Genomic DNA, 15,396 nt, shown 5'->3' on the forward strand with positions numbered 1-15,396 from the left:
CGGGCGGGCCGTCCGGCACCGCCCGCGAATCCACAGGCGATCCCGGGAGGCCGCCACCGCCCGCACCGACGGGTCGCCGCCGCGGACGTTCCGGGGCGTACCCCGCTGCCTGCGGGTTCACGGATCACGATGCGGTCCCGACCGCACCGAACAGGATCATCGTGTCCGACCGCGTCGCTAGCGTCCGCCCCCATCACATCGAGAACTCATCGCAGGAGGAACCGTGGGCTGGCTCGACGCCGCGTCCGGGTACCAGGTGCGGCTGGGAGAGAACGGGCGCGTCCACTGCCGTAACGGCAGGGGAAAGCAGCTCGCCTCGATCCCCGCCGCGATCAAGGACGACCCCCAGGTGGTGCAGCTGCGTCAGCTGGCCGAGTGGCTGGCACGCCACGCGGCGGAGTGTCTGTCCACAGTTGACGGCTGGATGGTCCGATCGCTGCCGGTGCCCACGGCCGTGCTCACCGAGGCGTGGGCGGACACGGCGTGGTCGGACGCGCTGCGCGACCTCGTCGTGACCGGCCACGACGGCGGCGACGTCGAGACGGGATTCCTCCGGGACGCCCATCCGGACCGAGGACTGGGCCTGGTGACGCTCGACGGTGACACCGTGCGTGTCCGCCCCGAGACGGTGTCGATCCCGCATCCCGTCCTGCTCGACGATCTCGCGGAACTGCGCGAGTTCGGCGCGGAACTCGGCGTCGAGCAGCGGGTGCGGCAGCTGTTCCGGCAGACCTTCCGGCGGCCCGCCGACCTCCCGGCGGGTCGGACGTCGATCGACGACTACTCGGACGGAAGATTCGACCAGGTCAACCATGTGCTGAGCCGCTGCCGCACCCTCGGGTACCCGGTACGGGGCGGCGACGCGGTGTACAGCGCCTTCGAGGGCGGCCGCACCGTGGAGGCCCGCTACTGGATCGGCGCCGAGTATCCCGAGGGCGAGGCCTGGACGGGAGACCTGCGCTGGACCGCCGACGGGGCGGAGCTGCCACTCACCGAGGTCGGACCCGTCGCCTGGTCGGAGGGCCTGCGCATGGCCTCCGCCGTCTACTCCGCCCGCGTCATCGAGGAAGCACAGGTGTCGGCATGAGCGCATCCGATTCCGCACCCGACCACGCCACCCTGCTGCTGACCGCGGGCGCGATCCTGCCCGACACCGACGCCACCGGCGCGGATCGGGACGTCCTCACCGCCCGCCGCTACACGCACCCCGCCCTCGACGACCGTGCCGTCGTGCGCCTGGTGCCCGACGTTCTCGGTCGCGCCGAGGACCTCACCTGCGAATACCTCGGCTTCGATGCGCCGGAGCGCACGGCGAAGGTCGGCACCGCCCGCCGCAGCGCCCTCGGCTTCCCCGCCTGGGCGCTGGTGAACGACCCCGCCAACGGCCATCACGCGCTCAACCTGGTCAAGGACGTCGAGAGACTGGCCCGTACCGCGAAGTCCCGCGCGGGCGCCGCCAAGGACGGCTTCACCGCGCTGGGCACGATGCTGGGCCGCTCGGCCCCGCACTTCTTACCGACCTTCTACGAGGAGGCGGCCCGGATCTTCCTCCAGCACGGCAACACCTCCTACGCCGCGACCATGTTCGGCAAGGCCAGGGAGGCCGAGGAGGTCCACGACCTGGAGATCGATCCGGAGCGCACCCGCGAGGTGTTCCTGGAGTTCGCCTTCGCGGGCGCGTTGACGGCCAAGGCGCTGTCCGCGCAGGCCAAGGCGCTGGCCCGTCGGACGGACCCGGACAGCGCCTACACCTTGTTCCGGACGCTCTGCGTCGAACGCACCCGCGGCGGCCTGCCGCCGTACACCGGGATGCCCGAGGACCTGCGGCGGCTGGCCAAGGCCGCGCGACGCGACCCGGCCGTCGAAGACGAACAGCTGCTTCGTGAGCTCCTGGACACCGCGGCCGTCGGCCGCGCGGGCATCGCCTTCTGGAAGTCCTATCGCGCCGCGCTGGCCGCGCTGGCACGACGCGACGACGCCGTGCGCGGCAGGCTGCTGTCCTTCGTGCCCGACGCGACCGGCGCGCTCGACGTCTGGCTGGGCATCCTCCACGACTGCGGAACCACCAGGCTTCTCGTCGACCCGATCGAGACGGTGCCCGAGGGGACTCGTGCCCCTGCGTCCTGGCTGTCGGCGGTGCTCGCCGTCCGACTCGGCGGGTGGCGGGCGGTCAGCCGTTCCCAGGTTCTGCTGGACCTGGTGGCGGCGATGGCGCCCCGGCTGCGAGCCGACGGCGAACCGGTGAAGGCGGTGCGCGGTCGCCACGACCGCGAGGTGGACCTGGTGGACCTGCTGGTGTCGCGGGACGTTCCGATCGCCGAGGCGGCGGGCTCGCCCTCGGGCTTCGCCTTCGACGTCTCGGGCTGGCTGTCCGACGACGCACCCGGCAGGCGGGATCTCACCGCGCTCGCCGCGTCCGACCGGTTCGCCCCGGCCCTCGGCGAAGGATTCGTCCAGCATCTTCGCGGGCACCGCCGCGGCCAGGCCGCCGACCCCGAGGTGCTGCTGCGCGCGATGACCGTGCCCGGCCTGCGCATCGCGCTGCGCCGCTGGATCGCCGCCCGAACGGCGGCGGTCACCACCGACGGACTGCCCGGCCTCGCGGACGGTCTCGCGCAGCTGCGGGTCGTCCGACTCCCCCAGGCCTTCGTCGACGTCCCCGAGGCCGCCGAGACCCTCGCCGCCCTCGACGTGGCGGGCGCCCTGCGGACGACGCTGCGCGCGGGACTGCTGGACGAGTTGGGCTGGCCCGCCCTGGACGAGGCCGTCATTCGGCTGTACTCGGCGGGCGGCGCCCAGGACGAGCACGTCGTGGTGTGCGGGGAGGGCTGGCCCGCGCTCGTTCTGCGCCGGGGCGAGAACTTCGTGGTGGTCGGCCCCGACGGCGTCCTGGCCGAGCACGTCGCCCGGATTCCGGCGGAGTCCCGTCCTCAGCGACGCATCGAGCCGACCGCGTTCTGGTCCGACGGAGTGCTCCTGATCTGTTGGGACGGCCCCGAGGGCGGACTGGCGTACTGGAGTGACGCCCCGGAACGGATCTTCGCGACCGACACGAGCCTGTGGCGCTACCGGCACCAGGAGATCTCGGCGTCCATCGCGCTGCCCGACGGGTCTCGGTTCCGCGGCGGGCGGGCGCTGCGTCCCGGCGACTCGGCGGTGCCGTCGGCCGACAGGGTCTTCGGGGACGGCACGACGGTGTGGTCGACGGCGTACCGCCGCGGCGGACCGCGGTGGATCGAGGTCGATCCGGCGACCGGGGAGCAGGGCCGCGCGAGCCTGCCTGGATTCCTCGACGACTTCGCCGCCGACGGCACCTCCCTCGTGCTCCACGAGTGTGTCCTGCGGCCCGCCGTCCCGGCGACCTCGGCGAGCCCGCTCGGCACGGCGGACGGCCTGCACGGCTGGCGGGTGCGACGCGAGGCCGACGGCGCGCTGCTCGGTGAGGGCGTCGACGGGCGGTCGGTGCGGATGCCGTCGGGGGGTCGCGTCCCGACCGGCCTGCTGCGGCTGCCCGGTGGCACGCGGCTCGTGATCAGCGAGTACGGCAACGGCGGCCTGACACTGCTCGACGAGGGCGGCGTCGAACTCGGCACGCTGTCCACCCGGGCCCGGCATCCCGTGTACGCGGCGGGAACGCCGCTGGTGGCGCCGACCGCCTGGTGGCACGTGCTGCGGCCCCGCGACGTGGCCGGGTCGGCCGCGCTCCGCGGCGTCAGCAGGCAGGCGGTGACGGAGCTGCTCGCGGTCGCCTCGGCGGAGGACCCCGCCACCGTGCGGACGCGCCAGGAGCGGCTGCGGGCCGTGGCGCGGGGGACGATCCCGGAGCAGGACGGGCTCGTGCGGGCCGTCCGCGCCGCGCTGCCCGACCTGACCCGTCCCGGCCTGCTCGCGGGGGTGCTCGGCCTGGTCTACCACGCCGCCGAACTGCTGAGCGAGGCCTTGGCCCACGTCGGGATCGCCGAGAGCGCGCGCGCCGTCGACCTCGAGGCCGCGGCCGACACCGGTCCCGTGGTCAGTCAGCAGGACCTCGCCTCGGCGCTCGGCTGGTTCGACGACCGCCACCGCCACGCCACCGCCGCAGGCGCCCGGCGGGCCACGCTGCCCGCGCTGGTCGCCGCGCTGGGTGCCGTCGCGACCGAGACGGCCCCGGCGGGTACGGCGCTGCCCGAGCCGCACTGCGATGACTGGTTCGAGTGGCTGCCGTCGCTCGCCGCACTGGCGCACCGCGCCGCATCCCCACTGACACCGGACGAGCAGCGCACCGCACTGGTCCTCCTGCTGCGGTCGATCGCCGACGCCGGTCTCGCCGACGAGACCGGCCACTGGCGGGTGGTCCGGCTGGCGGCACCCGACAAGGCCCCCGATCCGAGACATCGCGTGCACCCGGTCGGCGACGGATTCCTCGTCCTGTTCGAGAGGCGTCACTGGTACGACGGCGGCGATCACTACACCGGAGTCCAGTTCGCTCGCACGCCCGGCAGGTTCGCCGTCCCGGCGGGCTGGACGGTCAGCTCGTCGACGGAGATCCGCACGACCTTCGGGCCGGAGCGCATCGCCCGGTTCCTCACCGTGCTCGCGGACCGGGGCCCGGCTCCGTGGTTCCCGGACGCCGTGGCGGATCTCGTCGAGCGCACCGGACTCGGCAGCGCGGAGGCGACCGTGCTGCTCGCCGGCATGCCCGGCATCGACGGCTGGGCGGCGACCTACCTCGGCGCGACCGACCGGAGGCTCCTCGGCCTGTCCAGCCCGGGTGCCAAGCAGGCGCGAGAGCGATTCCGGCCGCTGCTCGACCGCTGTCGCCGCCGACTGCTCGACGCGGCGCTACCCGCCGACCCCGCCGACCTGTGGACGCGCGGGCCCGACGTGGCCGCCGTCGCCGAGGTCTGGATCGCCGAGCACGGGCGCCGTGTCCCCGTTCCCGACGACGTCCTGCTCGACGCCTCGACACGGCTGCCCGTCCGCCGCGCGAGCGTCTTCGTCACGGGCGTCGCCACGCCGAACACCAGCTGGCTCACCGTCGACTCCGACATGCGGCTCGACGGCACGCGATTGACGGCACGCGACAGCGGTGGCTTCGACCGGAGCGCTCTCCTGGCGATACCGCAGGTGCTGCTGTGGCTGGCCCACCGGCTGCCTGCCGTGTCACCGCTGCGGGCGCGTCTTCCGGAGTCCCTGGCCGCCGCTCGCGACCGCGTGCGCCACCCCGGCTTCGCCGTGCAGCTCAGCGGTTCGGTGCCGGCCGCCGAGCTGGGTGCCCTGCTCGGCGTCGACCCGCCGCCGGCGGGGACGGCGGCGGAGCATCGAGGGTGGCTGACGTTGGTGAGCGATCACGACAAGTGGGCGCGTCTGATCGTGCGGCCCGGTCTCGTCGGCCCGCAGGATCAGGCGCTGCTGGCCGCGGTCCTCGAACGCGGCTATGACCAGACGTTGCTCGCCGCTCTGAAGCTGCTCGCCGAGGAGGGGCTCACCTCGGCGTGCGCGGCGATCGCTGCCGAGGACACCGATCCGGCGGCCTGGTTCCAGGACCCGACGGTGTCCGTGCCCACCCTGGTGGCCGAGGTCGCCGACCGGTTCGGCGTCGACCAGGACGCCGCCACGCTGTATCTGCAGCTGCTCGCGCTGCCGGACCCCACCGACGCCCATGTCGCGCGATGGACCGGCTGGAAACCCGCCCGACTGCGCAGGGCACGCGCGGCGCTGACCGAGACCGACCTGGTCGTGAGCGCGAAACGGGCCAGGGCGGGCCGGTCGCTGTTCCTGCCCGGCGGCTGGCTGGCGCTGAAGGCCCCGCACCTGCCGTTGGAGGCGTGGAAGGCGCCGATGTTCGGCTTCACCACCACGCCCGAGCTGGTGATCGCGCCCCGCGAGTCCGCCGCCGAGCTGTTCGCCCGCGCCTGGCGTCGGGTGTGCGACGGCGACGCGCCCGCCTATGAGGAACTGAAGACCGGAGGACGTCGGTGACCGCCACCACGCACAGACAGGTCGAGCCCGCCGAGGACGCCTACCGTGAGGAGCTGGCCTTCCTCGCGGGCTGGGACGACGGCCCCCGGCCGCCGGGATGGCGGCTCACGCCCCGCGCCGTCGTGCTGTTCGTGATGGGCAGCGGCGACGAGACCGTCGCCCTCCCGAAGGGCGCGTCGGTCGACGGCGTGCCCCGCCGGATGGTGATCCGGGCCAAGTTCGTCGGCGAGCGCGCCCTGGTGGAACGCGCCGTGGTGACGCTCGCCGGGGAACGCGGCCTGCTGCTCGTCGGCGAGCCGGGGACCGCCAAGTCCATGCTGTCGGAGCTGCTGGCCGCCGCGGTGTCCGGCGGCAGCGAACTGGTGGTCCAGGGCACGGCGGGCACCACCGAGGACCAGCTCCGATACGGCTGGAACTACGCGCTGCTGCTGGCCGAGGGCCCCACGCCGAAGGCGCTGGTCCCCTCTCCCGTGCTGACCGCGATGCGCACCGGCGGCGTGGTGCGCGTCGAGGAGGTCACCCGCTGCCTGCCGGAGGTGCAGGACGCGCTCGTGTCGATCCTCTCGGATCGGCGGATCGCGGTGCCGGAGCTGTCGGGCACCGAGGGCGCGACCGTCCACGCCGCACCGGGATTCACCATGATCGCCACCGCGAACCTGCGGGATCGGGGCGTGTCGGAGATGTCGGCCGCGCTGAAGCGGCGCTTCAACTTCGAGACCGTCGGCCCGATCGGCGATCTGGAGACCGAGACCGCGTTGGTGCGGCGGCAGGCCCGGACCGTCCTGGACCGGGTGCACGCGCCGTTCGAGATCGACGACGAGGTGCTGCGGGTGCTGGTCACGGCGTTCCGAGATCTGCGGGCGGGCGTGTCAGAGGAGGGCTGGGCGGTGGAACGGCCGTCCACGGTGATGAGCACGGCGGAGGCCGTGTCGGTCGCGGCCGCGCTGGGCCTGGCTCAGGCCTACTTCCCCGGCGACCGCGATCCGTTGTCGCTGGTGCCCGGCCATCTGCTCGGCGTGGTCCGCAAGGACGACCCGGCGGATGCGGCCCGGCTGCTCGGCTACTGGGACGGCCCGGTCCGCAGGCGCGCGGAGTCCGGGGCACACACCTGGCGGCGGCTCTGGGAGCTGCGCGACGGTCTCGATGGATGACGTCGACATCGCGGTGGCCCGCCGGTTGGCCGACCACCGCGAGCCTCATCTGATCGGAGTGCGGCATCACTCCCCCGCCCTCGCCGCCGCGATGCCCGCGCTGCTGGCCGCCGCCGACCCCGAGGTGGTGCTGGTCGAGCTGCCCGAGGAGTTCGGGGAGTGGCTCCCGCATCTGGCCGACCCCGACCTCACGGCGCCGGTAGCCCTGTCCGGCGCGGCTCGCGACGGCGGTGAGGTCGCGTTCTACCCCTTCGCGGACTTCTCTCCCGAGCTGGCCGCGATCCGGTGGGCGTTCCGCCACGGCGTGGAGGTGCGGCCGTGTGATCTGCCGTTGGCCCGGCGGCCCGACCGGGATCGCGAGCCGGGAAACCGCGCGGGGACGCCGTTGGCCGACGCGCTGCGGCGAGCGGCCACCGGCCGGGACGGCGACGACCTGTGGGACCGTCTGGTGGAGGCGGCCGCTCCGGGGCAGAGCGCGGAGGCCGTCCGGCGCGCGGCGCTGCTCGTCGGCTGGGCACTGCGTCGGGACGCGACCGGACGGCAGGTGGAACCGGTGGAGTCCGAATCCGCAGCCGAGTCCGAGTCGGAGTCCGGGAGCGGTCCGCACCACGCCGAGGGCCCGGCAAGTCGTCGGGCGCCGTCGGTCCCCACGGACGCGGCGGCGGATCTCGACGTCGGAATCGACCCCGGCGATCTGTCTCGGGAGGCGTGGATGCGGCGGACGATCGCGGCGGCGGACGGACGTCGCTGTGTCGTCGTCGTCGGCTCGTTCCACGCCGCCGCGCTGCTGCGCGACGTCCGGCGCGACGCACCCGAACCGGCCGACCCGGTCCGCTCGGGCCCCCCGGTCGTCACCTCGCTGGTGCCCTACGGCTTCACGCTGTTGGACGAGCGCTCCGGCTATCCGGCGGGCATCCGCGATCCGGAGTGGCAGCAGGCCGTGCTGGCGGCGGCGGGCGATCCGGTCGCCGTGGAGGCCGCCGCGGCCTCGATGATCACGAGGATCTGCGGTCGGATCAGGGAACTCGGTCATCCGGCGGGCCCCGGCGAGGCGCGCGAGGCCCTGCGTCTGGCGATCGATCTCGCCCGGCTGCGTGGGCTGCCCGCACCGGGCCGGAGCGAGGTCGTGGAGGCGGTGCAGTCCGTGCTCACCCACGCCGAGCCGCTGGGGCGGGGCCGCGTCGTGGCCCGCGCCGCCGAAGACGTCCTGATCGGGCAGCGCACCGGGCTGCTCGCTCCCGGAACGCCCCGCTCGGGGCTGGCTCCCGCCGTGGAGGCCCTGCTGACCGAGCTTCGCCTGCCCGGCCCGGACTCACGGGACCCGGTGACGCTGCGGCTGGACCCGCTGCGATCGCCGCTCGACGGCGAACGGGAGATCGCGCTGCGGCGGCTCCGTGTCCTCGGCGTGCCCTACGCCGAGGAGACCGAGACCGACGGACTCGGCGGTGGTGCGGCGCTGAGCACCCGTTGGCGGGCGGCGTGGACTCCGTCCACGGCGGCGACGCTGCCGGTGGCCGGGTTGTGGGGCGCGACGCTGCCGCTGGCCGCACGCGGCAGGCTGCGGGCACGGCGCGCGACCCACGAACGGCAGGGCGGTCCCACCCCGGGGGACCTGCTCGCCGACCTCGCCGACGCCGCGGACTGCGCGTTGCCCGACGTCGTCGACGAGCTGTTGGCAGCGGCCGCGACCGTGCTGCCCGCCGCCGCGACGCTGCGCGAGGTGCTGACGGCGTTGGAGCTGTTCGACCGGCTGCGTGCCGGTCATCTCCCCGGTGTGCCCGGCGACGTCCTTCTCGGTCATCCGCTGCTCGCGCGGGAGCTGGAGGACGCCGCCGTCGGCCTGCTCGACGGGCTGGCCGGTTCCGACGATCCGGCCGACGCCCGCGCGCTGGTGGAGCTGGGCCTGCGACAGGAGTCGCGCGGCGTCGGGCTCCGGACCGCCGCGATCCTGCGGAAGCTGGTCGACGACGGGGCACCGATGATCGCGGGGGCCGCGGCGGCGGTCCGCGTCGTGCTCGGACTCGACACGGCGGTGAGCCTCGGCGAGCGGATCGCGTGGTGGATCGACGACGCCACCAGCGGTGACCGCCGGGAGGTGCTTCGGCGTGGGCTCGTCGGCGTGCTCGCGGCCGCAGGCTCGCTGGTGGAGACGCCGGAGGCGCTGACTCCGCTGCTCGACAGGGTGGAGGCCCTCTCGGATCGACGGTTCCTGGATCGACTTCCCGCGCTGCGGGGCGCGTTCACCTCGATCGGACCCGCGGCGCGCTCGCGCGTCCTGGCGATCGTCGAGGAACGGACCGGCGATCGGCTCGACGCGGCGGGTGCGCCTGATCCGGAGCTGCTGGCGGCGTGGCTGGCCGCCGACCGCGCGGGCGCCGAGGGCCTGGCCGCCCACGGTCTCGGTCACGGGGCGGGTGTCGCGGGCGGGGAGCATGCCCCGCGCGTGGCGAACGTCGACGCGACGGGCACCGGCCTCGATGCGGACACCGGGGCCGGCACCGGGAGCGGAGGCCCCGACGGCGTCGCTGCCGAGATCGTCGCGGCCGGGGTCTGCTCCCGCGCCGAGCCGGACCACGCGGCCGAGCAGCACCTCGCCCCGGCCGCCGCGGCGGGCCGCGAACGTCGGGACGACCCGCGTGCCGCGGCCGTCGAGGGACAGCGCGATCTGTCCGCCGCGATGCGATGGCGGCTCGTGCTCGGCGCACGGGGCGAGCGACCCGCGGGTGCGACCCGCTACGCCGCCGCCCTGGACGAGCTGTACGGACTCGACCGGGGCGAGGGCGCCTTGCGGGGCGATCTCGGCGCCGACCGCTCGACGCCGTTCCCGGACGTGCGGGAGTGGTCCGCCGAACTCGCCGAGCTGTTCGGCGACCGGGTCCGCGAGGAGGTCCTGGCGGCCGCGGTGGCGGGCGGCAGGCTGGAGGCCGCGTTGGAGATCGACCCCGATTCGGTGCGGCCCTCGGTGGAGCTGCTGCGCTCGGTGCTCTCCCTGGCGGGCGGGCTGTCCGAGGACACGCTCGCCCGGCTGCGTCCCCTGGTCGCTCGGCTGGTGCGCGAGTTGACGGCACAGCTGGCGGACCGCGTCCGGCCCGCGCTGACCGGCATCACGCTTCCGACGCCCACGCGGCGGCCGGGCGGCAGGCTGGACCTGCCGCGCACCCTGCGCGCCAACCTCGCCACCGCGCGACGGGACGACACGGGTCGGGTGCTGGTGCTGCCGGAGCGGCCGGTGTTCCGCACCCGTGGTCGCGCGCGGTCCGACTGGCGGCTGGTGCTCGTCGTCGACGTGTCGGGCTCCATGGAGTCCTCCACGGTGTGGTCGGCGCTCATCGCCTCGGTGTTCGCGGGTGTGCCGTCGCTGTCGACGCACTTCCTGGCGTTCTCCACGGAGGTCGTCGATCTCACCGACCGGGTGGCCGATCCGCTCTCGCTGTTGTTGGAGGTGCGGGTCGGCGGCGGAACGCACATCGCCGGGGCCCTGCGGCACGCACGTTCCGTCGTGACGGTGCCGGAACGGACGATGGTGGTCGTGATCAGTGACTTCGAGGAGGGCGGCCCCGTCGCGTCGCTGGTCGGCGAGGTCAGCGAACTCGTCGCGGCCGGGGTCACGGTGCTGGGCTGCGCGAGCCTGGACGACAGCGGCGTCGCCCGTTACTCGGCGTCGATCGCCGGGGCGCTCGTCGGTGCGGGAATGGACGTCGCCGCGCTGAGCCCCGGTGAGCTGGCCCGCTGGGTCGGAGAGAAGGTGCGCGGATGACCGACGTGCCGCCCGTCGCACCCTCGGTGCCCGCGGACGTGCTCGACGCCCTGCCCCCTCGGCTGCGCAGGCGCGTCGACGCTTCGACGCGGCGCGCCGCGGACTGGACGGTCACCCGCGACGGGGACACCGCTCGCGCCGAACTGGACGAGGACACCGCGCTGGTCTGGACGCTGTGCGGCGGGGTGCTCGCGACGGCGGACGATCTGACGTGCGGTTGTCTGCTCGCTCCCCGGTGTCTGCATCGCGGGATCGCCGTCGCGGCGGCCGAGATCGCCGAGATCGCCGTCGACGCGGGCAGTGCCGCGGACCCGACGGAATCCGTCGGCACCGCGGCGCCGAGCGGCCCGGCGGTGCCCGGTGCGAAGGGCGCACCGAGAATTCCGCCGACACAGGGCCCGCCGACGCCGACATCGAGGGCAGGCGCTCCGGGCTCGGAGACGGATCAGCCGACGTCGGCGGCCGCACCGCGGCTCGGCGAGCAGGAACGGGCGGCCGTGGCGGCCGTCTGGTCGGCCGGTGCCGCGGTACTGCGGGCGGGTGCCACCGGCAGCGGCACCGTGATCCGGGCGGAGCTGCTGCGTGCGGTGCACGGCGCCCGACTCGCGGGCCTGCATCGGATCGCCGCCACGGGCCTGCGCATCGCCACGGCGCTGGCAGCGGCCCGGGCAGGCGACTCCGTCTTCGAGCGCACTCGGCTCACCGCCGATCTGCTGGACCTGCTGCTGGTGTGTCACGACCTGCGGTCCGAGACCGGCGACGGGGCGATGTCCGAGCTGCGCGGCACGGCCCGCCGCGACTATCGCCCGGTCGGCACGCTGCGGCTGTTCGGCCTGTGCACCGAGGCGGTGGTGGCCGCCTCCGGGTATGCGGGCGTCGTCACCCACCTGGTCGAGGCGGACGGGGTGCTGTGGACGGTCCCGGCGATCCTGCCCGGCGGCGTCGAACGAGTCGTCGCCGCGGCGGGCGGGCCGGTGGCGATCGGGGAATCGGGCCTGTCACAGCGCGAGCTGGGCCGGGCCGGACTGCTGTTGTCGGGCGGCACGGCCTCACCCGACCATCGGCTGGGGGCGGGCCGGGCCGTGCGGGCGGTCGCCTCGGCGGGCGCGGCGTGGACCGAGGCGCCGCTGGCCGGGCTGTGGGACCGCCCGGTGTCCGAGCAGACGGCCCGTGCCTTCCACGCCACGACACGGCCGGAGACACATCGACCGGCAGGCGCCGACCTGCTGTTCCTGGACTGCGTGACGCTGGGCGCCGCAGGGGGCGCCCTGCGCGTCTCCGTGGCCGATCCCGACGGCCCGGCCGCCCAGGTCGACCTCGTCGGCGAGGGAGACCGGGCGCGGGAGAACCTCCGGGTGCTGAGCGCCTCCGCAGGGCTGCGGCTGCGTGTCGTCGCCCGACTGCTGCCCGATCGGGCGGGTACGGCGACCGCGCTCGCCGTGCACGGGGCGCCGGGCGAGCTGACGCTGCCCGCCGCCTACGCCCATCACGTCGATCTGGGCCTGGACCGGCTCCAGTCCTCCCATGTCACCACCGGACGAGCCGTGCGACTGCCGCCCCGGCACGCAGGCGACGATCGGACGCCGCGGCCGATCCACGCGCTGGAGACGCTGCTGCATCGCGTGACGCTGGGCGGTCGTCCCGTCGGCGCCGTCGCCTCCGCCGACCGGGCGGCCGCCGCGTTGCGCCGCACCGGCCTCGGCACGGCCGCCACGCTGCTCACCGCCCTCGCCCACGCCTCGCGCGACCGGCAGCGGGACGCCTTCGGCCGGGTGGTGCGCGAGGACGGCGACGAGTTCCCGCTGGCCTGGCTCCGAGCCGCGGTCTACGTCCGCGACTTCGGCCGCGCCGCGGCCCGGCAGGCCTGGTCGCGGGTGCCGGACCAGTACTGACCCGGCGGCGCGGGCCCGCTTGGCCGGTGGGTCCCGCGTCACGGGGCGACGCCCCGACACGCCCGACCGCAGGTCGGCTTCTCGGCTGCTTCGGACGCGCCGACCCCGACGGGGCCGACTCCGCGGGCTGACCGCCGCCGCCGGACCACGTGGGCCAGGTCGGGCACGCGGGCCGGGTCAGCCAGGCGGGTCCGAGAGCCGCGAGGAGGCCGTCTCCTGGGGAATCGACCAGGGCCGGGTTCCGTCCTCGACGCTCCCGCCCTGCCGCGGCGGCGACCCCGCTGGGCGGGCCGCTCGGGCGCCGCGAAGCGTGGGCGGCGGTGCCGGGCGAGCCGGCACGGCGGAGCGCGGCGCCCCCGCGATCGGCGCGGCGCGGGGGCGGCCCGCGTCCTCGAGGAGACGGCCGTCGAGGAAGGTCCTCCCGAGTCCGCCCGGCGGCGCGGAGCGGGGGCACGCGGGGAGCCGCCGCCAGGCACGGCGGAGACCGTCCGCAGCGGTCAGAGTTGCCCTTCGCCCTGCGAGGCCGCAGGTTGGGCTGGTCGCAGTCGCGCCAGGACGCGAGTCCGGCGCAACGGGTCCCACCGTGCCCGCCACGTGCGGGGAAGCGGAGGCAGGCATGACCGAGGCGATTCGAGCCGAGGGCCTGGTGAAGGTGTACGGCAGCGTCCGCGCCCTGGACGGGCTCGATCTCGTCGTCTCGTCCGGGACGGTGCTCGGGCTGCTCGGCCCCAACGGGGCGGGCAAGACCACGGCGGTACGCATCATCACCACGCTGCTGCGGCCGGACGGCGGACAGGCACAGGTGGCGGGCGTCGACGTCCGCGCCGACCCGCAGGGCGTCCGACGACGCATCGGCCTGTCCGGCCAGTACGCGGCGGTCGACGAGCATCTCACCGGCTTCGAGAACCTGGAGATGGTGGCCAGGTTGTACGGGATGGGGAGGCGGGCCGCCCGCGTCCGCGCGCGGGAGCTGCTGGAACGCTTCGGTCTGACCGAGGCGGGCGGCCGTCCGTCCAAGACCTACTCCGGCGGAATGCGACGCAGGCTGGACCTCGCGGGCGCGCTGGTGGCGTCCCCGCCGGTCCTCGTGCTGGACGAACCGACCTCCGGGTTGGATCCCCGCAGTCGCCTCCAGATGTGGGACGTCATCCGCGAACTCGTCGCGGGTGGCACGACGCTGCTGCTGACCACCCAGTATCTCGACGAGGCCGATCAGCTCGCCGACAGCATCGTGGTGATCGATCACGGCAGGGCCATCGCCAGGGGAACCTCGGGGCAGCTGAAACGACAGATCGGCGGCGAGCGGATCGAGCTCTCGCTGGCCGATGTGACGCAGGGCGACACGGCCATGGCGTGTCTGACCGAGGTCGCGTCCGCGCAGGTGCTGCGCAGCGAGGACGGCCGAGAGCTGACGGCCCCCGTCGACGGCGGCTCCCAGTCGTTGATGGCCGCGCTCCGGTGCCTGGACCGAGAACAGGTCGACGTGGTGGACATCGGACTGCGGCGGCCCACCCTGGACGACGTGTTCCTCGCGCTCACCGGATACGCGCCGGCGGAGCAGCCGTCCGACGACTCGTCGGCCGATACGGAGGCGTCCCGATGAGCATGGTTCCGCGCGCGCTGCGCGACGGCTGGGTCATCGCCAAGCGCAACACGATCAAGATCAAGCGGGTGCCGGAGGTCCTGGTCACCGTCCTGGTCTCGCCGATCATGTTCGTCCTGCTGTTCGCCTTCGTCTTCGGCGGGGCCATCGATCCCGGCAGCGGCGTCGACTATCGGGAGTTCCTGATCGGCGGCATCTTCGCCCAGACGGTGGTGTTCGGCTCCACCTTCACCGGAGCGGGCCTCGCCGAGGACATGCAGAAGGGCATCATCGACCGCTTCCGGTCGCTGCCCATGTCGCATTCGGCGGTGCTGGTGGGCCGCACCGCGTCGGACGTGATCTACAACGTCCTCTCCGTGCTGATCATGGCCGTCACCGGCCTGCTGGTGGGCTGGCGGATCAGGGGCTCCATCCTGGAGGCCGTCGCCGCGTTCCTCCTGCTGCTGCTCTTCTCCTATGCCTTCAGCTGGGTGATGGCCTACGTCGGCCTGTTGGTGCCCAGCGTGGAGGTGATCAACAACGCCTCGTTCATCGTCATCATGCCGCTGACCTTCGTCTCCAACGCCTTCGTGCCCTTGGAGACCTTCCCCGCCGGTCTGCGGCACGTCGCGGAGTGGAATCCGGTCTCGGCGCTGACGTTGGCCGTCCGCGAACTGTTCGGCAACACCAACTCCGCCGTCCCGGCCTCCGATGCGTGGCCGCTTCAGCATCCGGCGGTGTACACGCTGATCTGGGTGGGCATCATCCTGCTGGTCTTCGTGCCGCTGTCGACCCGGCGGTATCGGCGGACGGCGGCGTGAGGCGGGCCGCCCGGCGTCCCGGGGCCGAGTGGCCGGGCCGAGAGCGCCGCCCGCCCGCGTGACCGGCGGCGCGGCGGCGACGGAGTCATCACACACGTGCTCGTTCCGCCGCGTACCGAGCCCGGCCGTCCCGACCACGCTTGTACCTCGGGCCCAGTCATGGCCGGAAGGACGCGATGCCACGGCGTCGGCACCATCGCCGGGCTCCCGTCCGGCGGCCATGACTCGCTCC

7 protein-coding genes are annotated in these 15,396 nt (G+C 74.6%); all 7 read left to right on the top strand.

Going from position 1 to position 15,396, the window contains the following annotated elements:
- Nucleotides 1-223: 223 nt before the first annotated feature.
- Nucleotides 224-1,087 carry a DUF4132 domain-containing protein gene (locus AHOG_RS17740; RefSeq protein WP_093942358.1) on the top strand — a complete coding sequence of 288 codons (864 nt, stop codon included), beginning with the start codon at nt 224-226 and terminating at the stop codon, nt 1,085-1,087.
- Nucleotides 1,084-5,961, top strand: a complete 4,878-nt coding sequence (locus AHOG_RS17745; RefSeq protein ID WP_093942359.1) for a hypothetical protein — start codon at nt 1,084-1,086, stop codon at nt 5,959-5,961. The genes AHOG_RS17740 and AHOG_RS17745 overlap by 4 nt, the downstream gene beginning before the upstream one ends.
- Entirely contained in the window at nt 5,958-7,112 is a 1,155-nt protein-coding gene (locus tag AHOG_RS17750; RefSeq protein ID WP_093942360.1) for an ATP-binding protein, read from the top strand. Before AHOG_RS17745 ends, AHOG_RS17750 begins: the two co-directional genes overlap by 4 nt.
- Nucleotides 7,105-10,869, top strand: a complete 3,765-nt coding sequence (locus AHOG_RS17755) for a DUF5682 family protein (protein ID WP_245856288.1) — start codon at nt 7,105-7,107, stop codon at nt 10,867-10,869. The genes AHOG_RS17750 and AHOG_RS17755 overlap by 8 nt, the downstream gene beginning before the upstream one ends.
- A complete protein-coding gene (locus tag AHOG_RS17760; RefSeq protein WP_093942361.1) occupies nt 10,866-12,761 on the top strand; it encodes a hypothetical protein in 1,896 nt (631 codons plus the stop codon). Before AHOG_RS17755 ends, AHOG_RS17760 begins: the two co-directional genes overlap by 4 nt.
- Before the next feature lie 616 nt (nt 12,762-13,377).
- Entirely contained in the window at nt 13,378-14,364 is a 987-nt protein-coding gene (locus AHOG_RS17765) for an ATP-binding cassette domain-containing protein (RefSeq protein ID WP_093942362.1), read from the top strand.
- Nucleotides 14,361-15,164, top strand: a complete 804-nt coding sequence (locus tag AHOG_RS17770; RefSeq protein WP_093942363.1) for an ABC transporter permease — start codon at nt 14,361-14,363, stop codon at nt 15,162-15,164. The genes AHOG_RS17765 and AHOG_RS17770 overlap by 4 nt, the downstream gene beginning before the upstream one ends.
- Nucleotides 15,165-15,396 lie beyond the last annotated feature (232 nt).

Source organism: Actinoalloteichus hoggarensis, from assembly GCF_002234535.1.
Classification (GTDB): domain Bacteria; phylum Actinomycetota; class Actinomycetes; order Mycobacteriales; family Pseudonocardiaceae; genus Actinoalloteichus_A; species Actinoalloteichus_A hoggarensis.

Coding starts and splice junctions, on each gene's coding strand:
- AHOG_RS17745 (WP_093942359.1), top strand. CDS start 1,084: ATGAGCGCATCCGATTCCGCACCCGACCACGCCACCCTGCTGCTGACC.
- AHOG_RS17755 (WP_245856288.1), top strand. CDS start 7,105: ATGGATGACGTCGACATCGCGGTGGCCCGCCGGTTGGCCGACCACCGC.
- AHOG_RS17760 (WP_093942361.1), top strand. CDS start 10,866: ATGACCGACGTGCCGCCCGTCGCACCCTCGGTGCCCGCGGACGTGCTC.
- AHOG_RS17765 (WP_093942362.1), top strand. CDS start 13,378: ATGACCGAGGCGATTCGAGCCGAGGGCCTGGTGAAGGTGTACGGCAGC.
- AHOG_RS17770 (WP_093942363.1), top strand. CDS start 14,361: ATGAGCATGGTTCCGCGCGCGCTGCGCGACGGCTGGGTCATCGCCAAG.